The organism is Sphingomonas sp., assembly GCF_024508665.1.
GTDB lineage: Bacteria > Pseudomonadota > Alphaproteobacteria > Sphingomonadales > Sphingomonadaceae > Sphingomonas.
The window spans coordinates 22,647-37,700 of record NZ_JANINP010000001.1 but is presented as its reverse complement, the minus strand read 5'-3'; the positions used below and the strand labels follow the sequence as shown (position 1 = coordinate 37,700).

At 66.2% G+C, this 15,054-nt stretch carries 12 protein-coding genes; 9 read left to right on the top strand and 3 right to left on the bottom strand.

Features of this window, described 5'->3' with window-relative positions:
* Window positions 1-431 precede the first annotated feature (431 nt).
* From rplK to Q0L25_RS00140, 5 genes are all read left to right on the top strand, one after another.
* Entirely contained in the window at window positions 432-863 is a 432-nt protein-coding gene (gene rplK, locus Q0L25_RS00160) for a 50S ribosomal protein L11 (protein ID WP_296610854.1), read from the top strand.
* A 4-nt stretch (window positions 864-867) separates the two neighbouring features.
* The gene (gene rplA / locus Q0L25_RS00155) at window positions 868-1,560 is read left to right on the top strand and encodes a 50S ribosomal protein L1 (protein WP_296610853.1); all 693 of its coding nucleotides are present in this window, start codon (window positions 868-870) and stop codon (window positions 1,558-1,560) included.
* 178 nt (window positions 1,561-1,738) lie between these two features.
* The gene (locus tag Q0L25_RS00150) at window positions 1,739-2,305 is read left to right on the top strand and encodes a DUF4337 domain-containing protein (RefSeq protein ID WP_296610851.1); all 567 of its coding nucleotides are present in this window, start codon (window positions 1,739-1,741) and stop codon (window positions 2,303-2,305) included.
* 72 nt (window positions 2,306-2,377) lie between these two features.
* The gene (locus tag Q0L25_RS00145; protein ID WP_296610849.1) at window positions 2,378-4,099 is read left to right on the top strand and encodes a VanW family protein; all 1,722 of its coding nucleotides are present in this window, start codon (window positions 2,378-2,380) and stop codon (window positions 4,097-4,099) included.
* 72 nt (window positions 4,100-4,171) lie between these two features.
* Window positions 4,172-5,275 carry an FUSC family protein gene (locus Q0L25_RS00140; RefSeq protein WP_296610848.1) on the top strand — a complete coding sequence of 368 codons (1,104 nt, stop codon included), beginning with the start codon at window positions 4,172-4,174 and terminating at the stop codon, window positions 5,273-5,275.
* Here the strand turns inward: Q0L25_RS00140 and Q0L25_RS00135 are convergent.
* The 3 genes from Q0L25_RS00135 to Q0L25_RS00125 form a co-directional block, all read right to left on the bottom strand.
* Window positions 5,235-6,092, bottom strand: a complete 858-nt coding sequence (locus tag Q0L25_RS00135; RefSeq protein WP_296610846.1) for an oxidoreductase — start codon at window positions 6,090-6,092, stop codon at window positions 5,235-5,237. The two genes, Q0L25_RS00140 and Q0L25_RS00135, sit on opposite strands and share 41 nt — an antisense overlap.
* A gap of 103 nt (window positions 6,093-6,195) precedes the next feature.
* The gene (locus tag Q0L25_RS00130; protein ID WP_296610844.1) at window positions 6,196-7,659 is read right to left on the bottom strand and encodes a CehA/McbA family metallohydrolase; all 1,464 of its coding nucleotides are present in this window, start codon (window positions 7,657-7,659) and stop codon (window positions 6,196-6,198) included.
* On the bottom strand, window positions 7,659-10,169 hold the full coding sequence (locus Q0L25_RS00125; RefSeq protein WP_296610843.1) for a TonB-dependent siderophore receptor: 2,511 nt from the start codon (window positions 10,167-10,169) through the stop codon (window positions 7,659-7,661). Before Q0L25_RS00125 ends, Q0L25_RS00130 begins: the two co-directional genes overlap by 1 nt.
* A gap of 297 nt (window positions 10,170-10,466) precedes the next feature.
* Between Q0L25_RS00125 and Q0L25_RS00120 the strand changes: the two genes are divergently transcribed.
* The 4 genes from Q0L25_RS00120 (at window position 10,467) to Q0L25_RS00105 (ending at window position 14,810) form a co-directional block, all read left to right on the top strand.
* Window positions 10,467-12,230: a DEAD/DEAH box helicase gene (locus tag Q0L25_RS00120; protein WP_296610841.1), complete on the top strand. Its 1,764-nt coding sequence runs from the start codon at window positions 10,467-10,469 to the stop codon at window positions 12,228-12,230.
* A 156-nt stretch (window positions 12,231-12,386) separates the two neighbouring features.
* Entirely contained in the window at window positions 12,387-12,845 is a 459-nt protein-coding gene (locus Q0L25_RS00115) for a YaiI/YqxD family protein (protein WP_296610839.1), read from the top strand.
* Between the two features lie 7 nt (window positions 12,846-12,852).
* Window positions 12,853-13,110 (top strand): hypothetical protein, encoded by a 258-nt coding sequence (locus Q0L25_RS00110; protein WP_296610838.1) that lies wholly within the window; start codon window positions 12,853-12,855, stop codon window positions 13,108-13,110.
* 68 nt (window positions 13,111-13,178) lie between these two features.
* Window positions 13,179-14,810 carry an NAD(P)/FAD-dependent oxidoreductase gene (locus Q0L25_RS00105; protein WP_296610836.1) on the top strand — a complete coding sequence of 544 codons (1,632 nt, stop codon included), beginning with the start codon at window positions 13,179-13,181 and terminating at the stop codon, window positions 14,808-14,810.
* Window positions 14,811-15,054: the final 244 nt, after the last annotated feature.

Below are 15,054 nucleotides of genomic sequence, written 5' to 3'. Positions count from 1 at the left end.
CAGTTTAAGTCCTTCTTTATCTCCCTCTCCCCTCCGGGGAGAGGGCAGACGAGCCCGGCGTAAGCCGGGCGAAGTCGGGAGAGGGGCAGTTGGCTCGGTCAGTGAGACACACTGCCCCTCTCCCCGGCCCTCTCCCCGATGGGGAGAGGGAGATGTGCCCCGACCCGCAGACGTCCGACGCGGGAGTGAATCCCGCGTCGTCGGACCTCGCGTCGCGAGGCCGGCCGGACGGGCCCCGTCTCACAATTAGCTTCGCTAATCGTGTGCGGGTGCAACGCTGTTGCTTCCTCGCTGCATTTCCGCTATCGGCCCGCCCTTCCTAAGCTACAGCTGTGGAATTGCGGGAGGGTTCGCGTTGCGGGCCCGTCTAACCGCTAAACTTGAACTGGACGCGGGAGCCCAGCCCCCTCGCCCACTACAGAGTGAGAATAATGGCAAAGAAAATCACAGGCTATATCAAGCTGCAGGTGCCCGCGGGCGCTGCCAATCCGTCGCCGCCGATCGGCCCGGCGCTGGGTCAGCGCGGCGTCAACATCATGGAATTCTGCAAGGCGTTCAACGCGGCGACCGGCGACCTCGAAAAGGGTGCGCCGATCCCGACCGTCATCACCGTCTATGCCGACCGGTCGTTCTCGTTCGAGACCAAGACCCCGCCGGCGACGTTCCTGATCAAGAAGGCCGCCAACCTGAAGTCGGGCTCTAAGGAGCCGGGCAAGGTCTCCGCGGGGAAGATCAAGCGCTCCGAGCTGTCGAAGATCGCCGAGATCAAGATGAAGGACCTGAACGCCAACGATATCGACGCGGCGACCCGCATCATCGAAGGCTCCGCCCGCGCGATGGGCCTCGAAGTGGTGGAGGGCTGAACCAATGGCATTCGTGAGCAAGAAGCAGAAGGCGATCACGATCGACCGCGAGAAGCTGCACGGCGTTGACGAGGCGATCGGCCTGGCCAAGGCCAATGCCACCTCGAAGTTCGACGAGACGATCGAAGTCGCGATCAACCTGGGCGTCGATCCGCGCCACGCCGACCAGATGGTCCGTGGTGTCGTGACCCTGCCCAAGGGCACCGGCAAGGACGTCCGTGTCGGCGTGTTCGCCAAGGGCGCCAAGGCCGATGAGGCCCGCGCTGCCGGCGCCGACGTGGTCGGTGCGGAAGACCTGATGGAAATCGTCCAGGGCGGCACGATCGACTTCGATCGCTGCATCGCGACCCCGGACATGATGGGCATCGTCGGTCGCTTGGGTAAGGTGCTGGGTCCCAAGGGCCTGATGCCGAACCCGAAGCTGGGCACCGTGACGATGGACGTCGCGGGCGCGGTCAAGGCGGCCAAGGGCGGCCAGGTCGAATATCGCGTCGAAAAGGCCGGCATCATCCATTCGGGCATCGGCAAGGCGTCGTTCCCGGCGGAAGACCTGCGCGCGAACTTCGACGCTCTCGTCGACGCGGTGGTCAAGGCCAAGCCGTCGGGCGCCAAAGGCAAGTATGTCCGCAAGCTCGCCGTCAGCTCGACGATGGGCCCGGGCATCAAGATCGACACGGCCGAGGTTGCGGGCGCGTAAGCGACCAGCCGAAGCCTGAACGATAGGACGGGGCCGGGAGAGCGATCTCCCGGCCCCTTTCGTTTGCATTATCGTGCGCTGGCCGCACGCGGTTCGTTCAGCGCACCGTCATCCCTGATATTTACGAGCTGCCGAAACCGGCCGAAAGAGGCGCCCTGTCACGAGCGGGAGACAAAGCGTGGAAGTCGAAGTCAGCGCCGAAGCGAAGGACAAGAGGCTCAATCGTGCTGTGGCGCTGACGGTGGTGGTCCTGTCGATCTTCACCGGGCTGTGCAACATCAAGGACGGCAACCTCGTCCAGACGATGCAGCAGGCGAAGGCGGATTCGGTCGACAGCTGGAACGAATATCAGGCGACCCGCACCAAGCTGCATATCTCGGAAACCGCGCGGAGCGAGATCGCCGTCCTGGCGACCACTGCCGCGACCAGCGAGGCGTCGAAAGCGACGCTCGCCCGGCTCGACGCCGACATCGCCAAATATCGCAGCGAGACGCCCAAGCTGAAGGCCCAGGCCCAGGCGCAGGCCGACAACTACGACGCACTCAACGTGCATGACGACCAATTCGACGCCAGCGAAGCAGCCATTTCCACCGCGATCGCGATGGCCGCCGTCGCGGCGCTTGCGGAAAGTCCGATGTTGCTGTTCGGATCTTGGTTCTTCGGAGCGTTCGGCATCTTCATGGGCATTTGCGGCTTCGCCAAGCTCGGCTTCCACCCCGATATTTTGAGCAACTTCCTGGGTTAGCCGGCGCAAGAGCCAGCGATTTACACCTGTCCCGAACTTGCGCCATAATCGCATCGCGCGAGGAGGCAGCAGATGAGCGATCGGCTGGCGAACGTCACGGCACTGCCCGATCGTGCGGTGCCGACGCGGATCGGCAATCTGGTGTTCGAGACCAAGGCCGCCTTGTTGCGGCTACGCCGCGCGAGCGCCGATTTGTCGCTCAATGCGCCCAAACGGCACCGTCGCGGCACGATGCTGACATCGGCACCGGTGCTGGCGACGATCCGGTCGCCGCTCTGGACCACCCGCGGCGGCGCCAAGGATCGTGCGCTCAACGCCGGGAAGATTCAGAATTTGCGCGCGGCGATCGCCGGACTCGACGGCATCGAGGTTGCCGCCGGCGAGGTGCTGAGCTTCTGGAAACAGGTCGGCAAACCGCTCCGCCGCCGTGGTTTCGTCGAAGGACGCGAGCTCCGAGAAGGATGCATGATCGCGACGGTCGGCGGCGGCCTGTGCCAATTGTCCAACGCGTTGCACGAGGCAGCACTCGACGCCGGCCTGCAGGTCGTCGAACGCCACGCCCATACCCGGATCGTACCGGGATCGCGCGCCGAGGCGGGGCGCGACGCGACGGTGTTCTGGAATTATCTCGATTTCCGCGTCCGCTCGTCTCGTCCTTTCCGGATCGAGGCGCGGCTGACCGCTGACGAACTCGAGCTCACGATCCGCGGAAAGATCGCGACCCCTTCCCTGTCCGTGCCCGATTTCTCGATCGGCCTGACGGCGCACGATTGCCTGACCTGCGGTCAGGTCAGCTGCCATCGCCACGATCCCGACGATATCGAAGCCGGTACGCCGACCGCCTGGCTGGTCGACGGCGCAAGCCCCGAATTCGGGGCGTTGCTGAGCGACCGCGCCGGCCGGGAGGACATGCTGATGTTGCCCTCGCGCCGGATCGGTCGCGCTGCGCGAGGCTGGCCAGCGGTCATCGCCGAACGGACCGCCGATCTCGCCGCGCTGCGCCGCTCCTTGGCGTTGCGCAGCATAGGACCGGGCACGCCGCGGGCACGCGCATTGATCGAGGCCGATGAGCGGCTGGCCGCCGCTTATGCGCGCAAGCTCGACGCGACGCATACGCACCTGATCGTCGCCCAGCCGTTGCTGCCGCATCTCTGGCGCAGGGGGGTATTGCAGGGGCGTAGCTTTGAAGTGATGCTCGACCGTTTGCCGATCGATGCGATGCACCACGTGCTCGACGCCGCGCGCGACCTCTATCCCGAAAGTTCGACGCTCGGCGATTTCCGCGCGCCCGAAGCGATCGCCGCCGCGGAGCGCGAAGCGCTGGGCGAAGCGGTGCGCCTGATCACCCCGCATCGCTCGGTCGCGGCCTGTTTTCCGCCGGGACGCGTCCAGGTGCATGACTGGCAGCCGGCCAAGCCGCTTCCCGTCCGGCGCGGCGGCAAGACGTTCCTGTTCGCGGGTCCCGCGCTGGCGCGCAAAGGCGCTTATGCCATGCGCGATGCGATGGCGGGCTTGGAGATCGATCTGCTGATCGAGCGCCCGGGCGAGGAATGTCCCGATTTCTGGCATCGGATCGACGTCCGCAAGATGCAAAGCCTGCCCGAAGAGCTTGCCGGCGTGCTCCTGCCGGCAATCGTCGAGCATCGCCCCGCGACGCTGCTCCGCGCACTCGCCGCTGGTCTGCCCGTGATCGCGACCGAGGCCTGCGGGTTGCCGCCGCAGCCCGGCTTGACGCTGATCCCACCGTGCGATCCCCTGGCGCTGCGCACCGCGGTCGCGGCGGCGATGGTTTGAATCCCGTCCTTTTCTAAGCTCGCCTCATCATCTCCTTGCCTCATCGTGGAGGCCGGCCCTAGCCGCGCGGCTATGAGACCCGCTTTTTCTCGAGCCGTCATTGGCACCCGCGCGGTGTTCGGCGGAGCGCTGGAATGGGACGGGGCGGATGCGCTCGATCCTTCGGCGATGGCGCTCACCGCGCTCGGCATGGGTGTGCCGATACTGATCGGAGTGCTGGTCGGACATCCGCGGGTGGGGCTCGCCGCCTCGCTCGGCGCGATGTGGGTCGGCAACGCCCCGCGCGGCGCGAGCCTGGCCGAGCATTGGCGAACTGTTCGCGACATCGTGCTCGCGGCGATCGGGGCGGCCATCGTCGCCGCGTTGATCGCGCGCCACGGCTGGTGGAGTGACACCAGTCTCGTGCTGGTCGCGGGGATGGCCGCATTGCTCGGCGGATTCAGCCGGCCGGCTGCCGCCGCCAGCCAGCGTTTCATCGTGTTCGTCACGATCGGGCTCGGCATCGCCACGCATGCGTCCGACCGCATTTTGCTCACCATTCTGATTGCCGAAGGGGCGATCTGGGCGGCCTTATGCGCATTAGCGATCGGAGCCCTGGCGCGACGGTGGGGGATCGGGCAGATCGCCCTGGCCGAGCCACGATCAAACGCCAGCTTCACGCAATTATTCCGTCGCTGGCGGAGGCTGTTGGCCACCATCGCAGCTTGGATCTATCCGTTGCGGCTGATGGCCTGTCTCGCCTGCGCCGTCGTCCTGCGCGAGGCAATGCCGCAGCATCATTACAGCTGGATCGCGGTCGCCGTCGCCTTGCTGACCCAAAGGCAAGGCGACGGGCTGGTAGTGAAGGTCATGCAACGTGCGATGGGAGTCGCGGCGGGCGTGCTGGCGACCGAGGCAATCGCTTCCCACCCGCTGCCGGGTTGGGCGCTCGTCCTCGTCATCTCGGCACTGTCGGCGGCGAGCCCGTGGCTGAGGAAGCGCAGCTATGTCGCCTATACCGCCGCCACCACGCCGCTGATCCTGCTGCTGACCAGCGGCGGCGGGACGATCGCGCAAGGGCTATTGATCGACCGGCTGATCGCGACGTTGATCGCGGCCGGCCTGGTGATCGCCGCCTTCCTCTCGGCTCAGCGATTCACGCCTCGGCCATCTCCGGATAGTCCGCGCTCAGGCTGAGGTCGCGGTCGCCCTCGATGATCGCCAGCCGTTCCTTCAGCTTGGCGACCGCCGTCTCATAGCCGAACTTGCCGAGCACCAGGTGCCGCGGCACGTCGGCGCGCGAGACCACCTCGATTATCGCCTCGCCGGCGCGAACCGGGTCACCGGGCTGTTCGCCGCTATAGCCGCTGGTCATCGCCATGCGCTTGCCCGCGGTCTCGGCATAGGCCTCGATCCGGTTCTTGGTCTGGCGCAGCGAACGGCCCGCCCAATCGGTGCGGAACGGCCCCGGCTCGACGCACATCGCCGCGATGCCGAGCGGCGCGACTTCGGCGCGCAGGGAATCGGTGAAGCCCTCGACCGCATGCTTGGTCGCCGAATAATAGCCGGAGGCCGGGAAGCCGAGCAGACCGCCGACCGAACTGATGTTGACGATATTGCCGCTGCCCTGCTCGCGCATCACCGGCAAGACCGCACGCGTCATCGCGAACAGGCCGAAGACGTTGGCGTCGAACTGGTCGCGGATTTCCTGCTCCTCGCCTTCCTCTATCGCGGTCTGATAGCCATAGCCGGCATTGTTCACGAGCACGTCGATCCGGCCGAACCTGTCCTTCGCCGCCGCGACCGCCGCGTCGATCTGCGCCTTGTCGGTGACGTCGAGCTCGACCGCCAGCGCGCGATCGGGCGCGATCTCGACGATATCGGCGACGCGGTCCTTACCGCGCGCCGTCGCGACCACGCGCCAGCCGCGATCGAGCACGAGCTTGGCAAGCTCGCGGCCGAAGCCGGTCGAGCAGCCAGTGATGAACCAGACGGGATCGGCGGGGAGCGTCATCGGGGCACCTCTTATTGGGGAAAAACGCACCACAAGAGATGGGATTGCGGACGCCCTGCGGCAACCGCCGGACGCCCGTCACCGAACGACGAGAACCAACGTCTCAACGACAGTCGATATAGATCGGGTTGCCGATCAGCAGCAGCCCGGTCTTGCCGCGCACATTGGCGCTGACCCAGCCACAGGCTTGCGCGCGATCGAGCGATAGCTTCACGCGCGCATCGTCGCCGTCGATCGTCGAGCCGAGCCCCGCAAGGACCTTGCCGTTGGCGACAACCTCGACCGCCGCACCACGCACCGCGACCAGATGCAGTTCGATCGACAGCGTCGCGTCCGGACGCAGCCGCTCGCCCATCACCGCCCGGCGCCCGCCGGACACGACCGCCATTTCGAAAAAACGATCGCGCGTCCCTTCGGTGTCGATGAACACATTGCCGCGCTTGATCCCGGCGGTGATGCCCGGGACCGACAGGCTGTCGGCATAGACCACCGTGGTCGGCCGCCCGATCCGCGACGGGCCATCGGGGTCGTGCGTGTCGCTGCCGCCGATGCCGGTCAGACGCTTGCCTTCGTTGAGCCGCGCGTACCAGAAGCCGAGCCCGGCATAAGGCCCCTCGACATGGGTCCCGTTGACCGCCTCGATTGCGGTTACCAGCGACCAGTCGGTGTCGGTCCATAGCCAGCCGCAGCCCATGCAGATTTCTCCGCTCGGCGAGGCCGGATGGTTGATCGACATGATCGCGCCGGCCGCGGCGACGCTCTTTTGGAGTGCGGGCAGATTGGGGACGCCCGCCGTACCGACGCGGAAGTCGACGAAGCGCGACGGGCCGAAGATGTTGGTGTGGCCGCGAAACGTGGTGACCTCCACGCCCGGGATCAGGAGCATCTTGTCGAACCAGGGCTGCAGCTCGCGCAGATTGTCGAAATGCGCGACGGTATTGTGATCGGTCACCGCGATGAAATCGAGCCCCGACGCGCTCGCCGCCTCGACCGTGCGGAACAGCGGACACGGGACCTTGCGTCCGAGCTGACTCTTGCAGCTGCCGTCGCTGTTGGCGTCATGTATATGGAGGTCGCCGCGATACCAGCCGGGCTTGTCGACGAGTGGCGGGTTGGCGATCGCGGCGCTGGCATGGGCAACGGCTCCGCGATCGAAATAGACCTTCACGGTGTAGGCGGCGCTGCTGTTCGGACGAGCATTGGGTACGCCGAACTGGACGTGCCAGCGGCCGGCCGGGATCGATCCGGGCAGATAGCCCGGCGTGGCGTCGCTCGCCGCGATCGTCACCCGGTCGTACGAGCCACCGCTCCAGCCGCGGAACTGCTTGGGATCCCAGACGCCGAGGTCGATCACCGTCTTGTTCGACTTGTCGTAAGACAAAGCGACGGTGATCCGCTCGACACCCGCGGGGACGTCGAACGGCACCTCGCGATAGGTCATCGCATCCTTGCCGGTGACGACGCCCGACATGGTCACGTCGGGCTGCACCTGATCCTGACCGGCCATCGCCGCAGGAGCGACAATGGCGGCCAGGATCAGCGCGACGAAAAGACGAACCGCACGCATCAGAAGGCGAAGTCGACGGCGAAGCGGAAGTTGCGGCCGAAGATCGGCCGGCCGATGAACAATTGGTCGTTGGCCTGGCCGCTGGTCAACTCGCCCGCCCGAGGATTGCCTTCGGTCAGCCCGATCGCGTTGGTCAGATTGTCGCCATAGGCCCAGAGCGAGATGCTCTTGGTCACGTCGAACCGGACGCTGGCGTTGAGCACGGTGTAAGCCGGCAGCTTGGAGATGTTGGCGGCGTCGGCATAGCGCTTCGAATAATGTTCGACATCCATCTGCGCGCGGAAGCGGCCGTCGAGCAGAGTCACCGCCGGCGTGGCGCGCAGCCCGAGCTTCGGGACGCGGAGCAGCTGGTTGCCCGAATAATTGCGCGGAATCAGTGTCGTGCCCGACAGCTCGTTATATTTCAGGTTGCGGAAGGTCGGGTCCTGAATCGTCGCATTGACCGCGAAATCGAACCACGAAACCGGCCGGATCGTGGCTTCCAGCTCGACGCCATAATCGCGCGTGTCGGTGTAGACGGTCTGGGTAATATAGCCCATCGTCTTTGAGTCGAACTGGGTATTGCCGATCGAATAGGCATCGAAATCGGTCAGGAAGCCAGTCGCGTAGAAGCTGACCAACGGGGTCGAGAGCTTGAAGCCCGCTTCCCACATCTTGATCCCCTGCGTCACCGGCTGCGCGTTGGCCGAGGTGATGAAGCTACCCACGCTCGGCATGCGGAACGCCGAGGTGTAACGCGCGAAGACGCCCGCGCTGTGGCTGAACTGCCAGTCCGCGCCGATCGTGTAACCGACATGGTCGAAGCTGCGGTCATAGGGCGTGAAGACGCCGTTGCCGGTCAGCACCTGATCGTCGGCAAGCGTGGTCGGATCGCCGAGATTGACCGTCTTCTGACCTTCCTGCGCACCCTTGGCGGTCACCTTCTCCCAACGGATGCCGCCATCGAGGCGCAATTGCGGCGTGATCTGCCATTCGTCCGACCCGTAAAGGGCGAAGACGTCCGACTTGCCGTAACCGTTGGCGAATTCGGAGCCGTAACGGCTGACGCCGTTCTGGGTCAGCGCGCCGATCACCTGGCCCGACGCGTTGAGCGCGACCAGATCCAGCAACCGCGAATTGCCCGACACGTCCTGCAGGGTCGACGCCGAGTAGCGTTTGAACGTCTCGCGGATGTGGGCGTAATAGAAACCCAGGGCGAAATCGTGCGTCATGCTGCCCATCTGGAAGCGGTGCGCGAGATGGAGATCGTCGACGAACTCGCTCTCGTCGACCGTCACCGGCCGCGCGGCGTTGATGAACACGTCGCCATTGCCGTTCTGGTTCGCCACGTCGAACGCCTGGCCGGTATCGACGTAGCGGAGCTGGACGCTCGTCGCGCCAGGATAGGCCTTGAGCAGCGACGATCCATATTGTGTGAGCAGCGCCGCCGCGGTGCTGACCGAGGCCGGATAGACGCCGTTGCGCACCGTGTTGCTGTCGCGATAGCGCGCCTTGTTCGACAGCTTCCAGCCGGGCGCGAATTCCCAATCGGCCATGGCCGAATATTGGTTGAGCCGGATGCGCGTGCCGTCGGTGTTGTTGAAGAATACCGGTCCGTTCGCGCTCTTCAGCGTCAGGAACGCGGTCTCGCGGCTCGCAGTCGTATCGTAATGCGCGTCGAACCCCGGCAGGCTGACGATATTGCCGTCCGAATCCTTGGTCAGCGGGATGCCGGTATAGAAGATCGCGTTATCGGCCAGATGCTTGTAGCTGAGCGCGATCTGCGCATTGCCGAAATCCTTGGATAGGTCGGCGCGGATCTGGCCGCCCTTGTTGCCGGTATAGCCCGGGTCGCGAACGCCGCGCTCGTTGCGATAGAAGCCGCCGATGTCGAACTTCCAGCCATCGACCAGCGGCGTGCCAATCCAGCCATCGAAGCGGTACAAGTCTGCGGTCGGGCCATAGAGCATGCGCGCGCGGCCCGACAGTTCGTCGCCCGGCTTGCGGGTGATGAAATTGACCACGCCGCCCGGCGCGTTCGAATAGAAGACCGAGGACGGGCCGCCGCGTACGACCTCAACGCGGTCGATCGACTCGTCCATGCGGAACGCCTGGTCGGCATTGAGATAGCCCAGCGCCGGATCGTGCTGCACCGGCAAACCGTCCTCGAGCAGGTTGATCGATCCGAAGCCGTCGACCGGAATGCCGCGGGCGCGGACATTGCCCGATCCCTCGCCGCCCGACGCCTCGACCCAGAAGCCCGGGACCGACTTCAGCGTCTCGGTCACGCTCGATGCGGCGCGCGAGCGCAGCGCATCGTTGTTGAGCGTGGTGATTGCGTAGCTGGTATCGAGCTTGGTGCGCTCGCCCGCGCCGGCGCGGCCGGTGACGACGATGTCCTGGTTGGTTTTCCCGTCGGGCGTCGCCTCGCTGTCGACGGCTACCGGCGCGCTCTGGGCAAGCGCCGCCGGACTTGCGGTCAGGAGGAACGCTACGAGTCCGCAGCGCACGGTAAGTGCTCGGTTGGCCACCCTTTTATCCCTTTTGCTGATGCAGCGATGCTGCGGTCGCGCCGCGCCTAGGGATGGGTTTTTGCAGGCGGGTGACGTGCCGGTGTCAGCGTCGTGACGTCACCGCGTCAGTTTGATGGCAACGAGGGCGCGCACGCTCTTTTATGCCCTCGCCCATAACTCTCGGCTATGCCTCACCCTCGCTTTTGCCAAATCGCCAAAAAGCGCGTAAGGGGCCGGACCAATCCACATCCGTACCGCGTTAGCCGCCCGGCGCCATTCGCCCCGGGCCGACGCCGTTTTTGCCATCGAGACAGAATGCCCTTTTCTCACCTCCCCTCCCTGCTCGCCGACGCGCTGACCGCGCGCGGCTACGAAGCACTGACTCCCGTCCAGGCTGAAGTCAGCAAACCGGAATCCTCCGGCCGCGACCTGCTTGTCTCCGCCCAGACCGGATCGGGAAAGACCGTCGCCTTCGGTCTCGCCATGGCGGAGGAGCTCCTGCACAAAGGCCAGACGCCGCCCGCCGGCGCGCCGCTGGCACTGGTGATCGCGCCGACCCGCGAGCTTGCGCTTCAGGTCGCCAAGGAATTGTCCTGGCTCTACGCCAAGACCGGCGCGCGCATTGCGACCTGTGTCGGCGGCATGGATCCGTCGCGCGAACGCCGCATGCTGGCGCAGGGCGTGCACGTCGTCGTCGGCACGCCGGGGCGGTTGCGCGACCATGGCGAGCGCGGCGCGCTCGACCTGTCGAACCTGCGCGTCGCGGTGCTCGATGAGGCCGACGAGATGCTCGACATGGGCTTTCGCGAGGACCTCGAGACCTTGCTCGACGCCGCTCCCGCCGAACGCCGCACGCTGCTGTTCTCCGCGACCTTGCCGCGCCAGATCGTCGCGCTCGCCAAAAAGTATCAGCGCGACGCGCTGCGCATCTCGACCGTCGGCGAGGATCGCGGCCATGGCGACATCTCGTACCAGGCGGTCGCGGTCGCCCCAGCGGATATCGAGCATGCGGTGATCAACCTGCTCCGCTTTTACGAGGCGGAGACCGCGATGCTGTTCTGCGCGACGCGCGACAATGTCCGGCATCTCCACGCCAGCCTGGTCGAGCGTGGTTTCGCGGCGGTCGCTCTGTCCGGGGAGCATTCCCAGAACGAGCGCAACCATGCGCTGCAGGCACTGCGCGATCGCCGCGCGCGCGTCTGCGTCGCGACCGACGTCGCCGCACGCGGCATCGATCTGCCCACGCTCAGCCTGGTGATCCATGTCGAGATGCCGCGCGACGCCGAAGTGCTCCAGCACCGTTCGGGCCGCACCGGCCGCGCCGGCAAGAAGGGCACCGCGGTACTGATCGTGCCCTATCCGCGCCGCCGGCGGGTCGAGATGATGCTGCGCTCGGCGCGCATCGCCGCCGAATGGGTGCCGGTGCCGACCGCCGATGACATCCGGGCGAAGGATCGCGACCGCCTGATCGAGGCGCTGAGCGCACCGGTCGAGCCCGATCCCGACGATTGGGTGATCGGCGAGGAACTGCTCAAGAACAAGTCGCCGCAGGAGATCGCGGCGGCTTTGGTCCACGCCCATCGCGCCGCCATGCCGGCGCCCGAGGAAATGATCGACCGCGTGCCCGAGGGCCCCAAGGCGCATCATCGCCAGGGATTCGAGGATACCGTTTGGTTCCGCATGAATATCGGCCGCCGCCAGAATGCCGATCCCCGCTGGATCCTGCCCCTGATCTGCCGCCGCGGCGGGATCACCAAGAACGAGGTCGGCGCGATCCGCATCCAGGCCAACGAAACCGGCTTCCAGATTCCCCGCGCAATTGCCGGACGCTTTGCCGCCGCCGTGCTCAAGAGCGCTGGCGCCGACGGCGAGGACGATAGCGGCGTGCGGATCGAGCCTGTCGATGGCGCGGGGCCGGCACCAGCGCCGGCCCGCGCAACGCTGCATCGTGCGGCGCCGAGCGGTGATGGCCAGGGCGGCGCCCCGCGCCGGCAGGGCCCGCCGCAAGGCCGCGGCCGTCCGCCGCATGCACACCGCAAGGGACCACGCCCGAACAAGGGACCGCGGCCGCAGTCGTAAAATTGCCTACGTCGGACGAAGGCGCGTTCGTTCTCGCCAAACCTCACCCCGGGAATTGTTCCGGGGTCCAACCCTCCCCAACGGAACTCAGCTGTTGTTGCGCCTTGGATGCCGGAACACGTCCGGCATGACGGAGCTAAACTTAGGGGACGCCCTATGAACACCCCACGCACCCGCCGCATCCTGGTCGATGCCGACGCCTGCCCTGTCAAGGACGAGGTCTACAAGGTCGCCTGGCGGCTGGAGGTCCCCGTCTGGGTCGTCAGCAACAGCCATCTCCGCGTCCCCGCGCACCCGCTGATCACCCGCATCGTGGTCAGCGACGGCTTCGATGCCGCCGACGACTGGATCGCCGAGAATGCCGGGCCGGGCGCAGTGGTGATCACCGCCGACATCCTGCTCGCCGACCGCGCGCTCAAGGCAGGAGCGCAAGTGCTGGCACCCACCGGCAAGCCATTCACGACGAGCTCGATCGGCGCAGCGATCGCCACGCGGGCGATCATGGCCGATCTGCGCGCGGGGGGCGATCAGATCGGCGGGCCGGCCGCCTTCTCCAAGGCCGACCGCTCGCGTTTCCTGCAGGCGCTTGACGCCGCTTTGGTCCGCGCGCGTTAATCGAGCGATGGATCTCGACGATCGCCTGCGCCATTATTTCGGCACTGCCGACTTGGCCGTGCTGACGCCCGCCACGTTCGAGGCGGGGACTGAGCGGATGCACGTCGATCTGGGGCTGGAAAAGGACCGCCCGCGCCGCTTCGCCTTGTGGACGTTGATGTACATGCTCGGCGTCGCACCGGATCTCGATGTCGCGTTCAAGGACGAAGCCGATCGCGACGCCGCGCGGAATTTCATGGATATGGCGGACAGGGCGGGGGACTGAACCTTCTCCCCTCCCGCAAGCGGGAGGGGAATCTGGTACCACGCCCCCTCCCCCGCTAGAGCACCCCGATGATCCGCCTGACCGACCTTGCCCTGCCGCTCGATCATCCTGCCGAGGCGCTGCCCGCCGCGATCTGCGCACGGCTGGGGATCGCGGCGGACGAGCTGCTGAGCTTCGAGGTGGCGCGGCGCGGCAACGATGCGCGGCGCAAGAACGCGATCATGCTGATCTATGCGATCGACCTGACCGTGCGCGACGAGGCGGCCTTGCTCGCGCGTTTCGCAGACGATCGCAATGTCAGGCCAGCGCCCGACACCAATTATCGCCACATCGCCCGGGCCACGGGCAAGGGCTTGCGCCCGGTCGTCATCGGTACCGGGCCATGCGGCCTGCTCGCTGCATTGGTGCTCGCGGAGATGGGGTTCCGCCCGATCATCCTCGAACGCGGCAAGGTCGTGCGCGAGCGGACCAAGGATACCTGGGGCCTGTGGCGCAGATCGGTGCTCAACCCCGAGAGCAACGTCCAGTTCGGCGAAGGCGGCGCCGGCACGTTTTCCGACGGCAAGCTCTACAGCCGGATCAAGGACCGCCGCCATCTCGACCGCAAGGTGCTGACCGAGTTCGTCAAGGCCGGTGCGCCCGAGGAGATCCTGACCGAGGCGCATCCGCATATCGGCACCTTCCGCCTGGTGACGATGGTCGAGAGCATCCGCGCGACGATCGAAGAACTGGGCGGCGAATATCGCTTCGGTACTCGCGTCGATGGCGTCGATATCTCCACCGACGCGGCCGGACAGCGCCATATCCGCGGTCTCCATCTCCATGACGGCGGCTATCTCGAGGCCGACCGCGTCGTATTGGCGATCGGCCATAGCGCGCGCGATACCTTCGCGATGCTCCAGGCGGCGGGCGTCTTCGTCGAGGCCAAGCCCTTCTCGATGGGCGTCCGCATCGAGCATCCGCAATCGTGGATCGACAAGGCGCGGTTCGGCAAGTTCGCCGGCAACAAGATCCTCGGCGCGGCCGAATATCACATCTCTCACCATGCCTCGAACGGCCGCACCGTCTACAGCTTCTGCATGTGCCCGGGCGGCACCGTCGTCGCCGCGACGTCGGAGGAAGGCCGCGTCGCGACCAACGGCATGAGCCAATATTCGCGCAACGAACGCAACGCCAATTCGGGCTTCGTCGTCGCGATCGATCCCGAACGCGACTATCCCGGCGACCCGCTCGCGGGAATCGCGCTGCAACGCCATTGGGAGGAGCGCGCCTTCATCGCCGGCGGCTCCAATTACAAGGCGCCGGCGCAGAAGCTCGGCGATTTCCTCGAGGGCAGACCTTCAGCCGAATTGGGCGAGGTCCTCCCGTCCTATCGCCCCGGCGTACAACTCACCGATCTCAGCCAATGCCTGCCCGATTTCGCGGTCGCGGCAATGCGCGAGGCGATCCCGGTGTTCGGCCGCCAGATACCGGGATACGACCATCCAGACGTGCTGATGACCGGCGTCGAAACGCGGACATCGTCGCCGGTGCGCTTCACCCGCGGCAAGGACTTTCAGAGCCTGAACACCGCCGGCCTGTTCCCCGCGGGCGAGGGCGCAGGCTATGCCGGCGGCATCCTGTCGGCGGCGGTCGACGGCATCAAGGTCGCCGAGGCGGTGGCGCTGAGTATCGAGGGCGGGGCGGCACTCCCGGCGTAGAATTACAATCTTCAACCCGTCATGCCGGGCTCGTCCCGGCATCCACTGTGCGGCTATGCCGGGCCCTGGAGCCTCTTGCCTCGCGCTTGCGACCCGGTGGACGCCGGCACAAGGCCGGCGTGACGTTGGGAAATTCGGTTTCGCGCTCCCCGGTCGCTTTGAGCTCATGCGCCCCCAGAAACCCAATGCGCTCAACGCGCAATGCCCCGAATATTGAATACCAACCTAACTTGCATCAAAGCCG

What these genes read in the sequence shown, in the direction of transcription:
- rplK (WP_296610854.1), top strand. Translation starts at nt 432, where the DNA reads ATGGCAAAGAAAATCACAGGCTATATCAAGCTGCAGGTGCCCGCGGGC.
- rplA (WP_296610853.1), top strand. Translation starts at nt 868, where the DNA reads ATGGCATTCGTGAGCAAGAAGCAGAAGGCGATCACGATCGACCGCGAG.
- Q0L25_RS00145 (WP_296610849.1), top strand. Translation starts at nt 2,378, where the DNA reads ATGAGCGATCGGCTGGCGAACGTCACGGCACTGCCCGATCGTGCGGTG.
- Q0L25_RS00140 (WP_296610848.1), top strand. Translation starts at nt 4,172, where the DNA reads ATGAGACCCGCTTTTTCTCGAGCCGTCATTGGCACCCGCGCGGTGTTC.
- Q0L25_RS00135 (WP_296610846.1), bottom strand. Translation starts at nt 6,092, where the DNA reads ATGACGCTCCCCGCCGATCCCGTCTGGTTCATCACTGGCTGCTCGACC.
- Q0L25_RS00130 (WP_296610844.1), bottom strand. Translation starts at nt 7,659, where the DNA reads ATGCGTGCGGTTCGTCTTTTCGTCGCGCTGATCCTGGCCGCCATTGTC.
- Q0L25_RS00120 (WP_296610841.1), top strand. Translation starts at nt 10,467, where the DNA reads ATGCCCTTTTCTCACCTCCCCTCCCTGCTCGCCGACGCGCTGACCGCG.
- Q0L25_RS00115 (WP_296610839.1), top strand. Translation starts at nt 12,387, where the DNA reads ATGAACACCCCACGCACCCGCCGCATCCTGGTCGATGCCGACGCCTGC.
- Q0L25_RS00110 (WP_296610838.1), top strand. Translation starts at nt 12,853, where the DNA reads ATGGATCTCGACGATCGCCTGCGCCATTATTTCGGCACTGCCGACTTG.
- Q0L25_RS00105 (WP_296610836.1), top strand. Translation starts at nt 13,179, where the DNA reads ATGATCCGCCTGACCGACCTTGCCCTGCCGCTCGATCATCCTGCCGAG.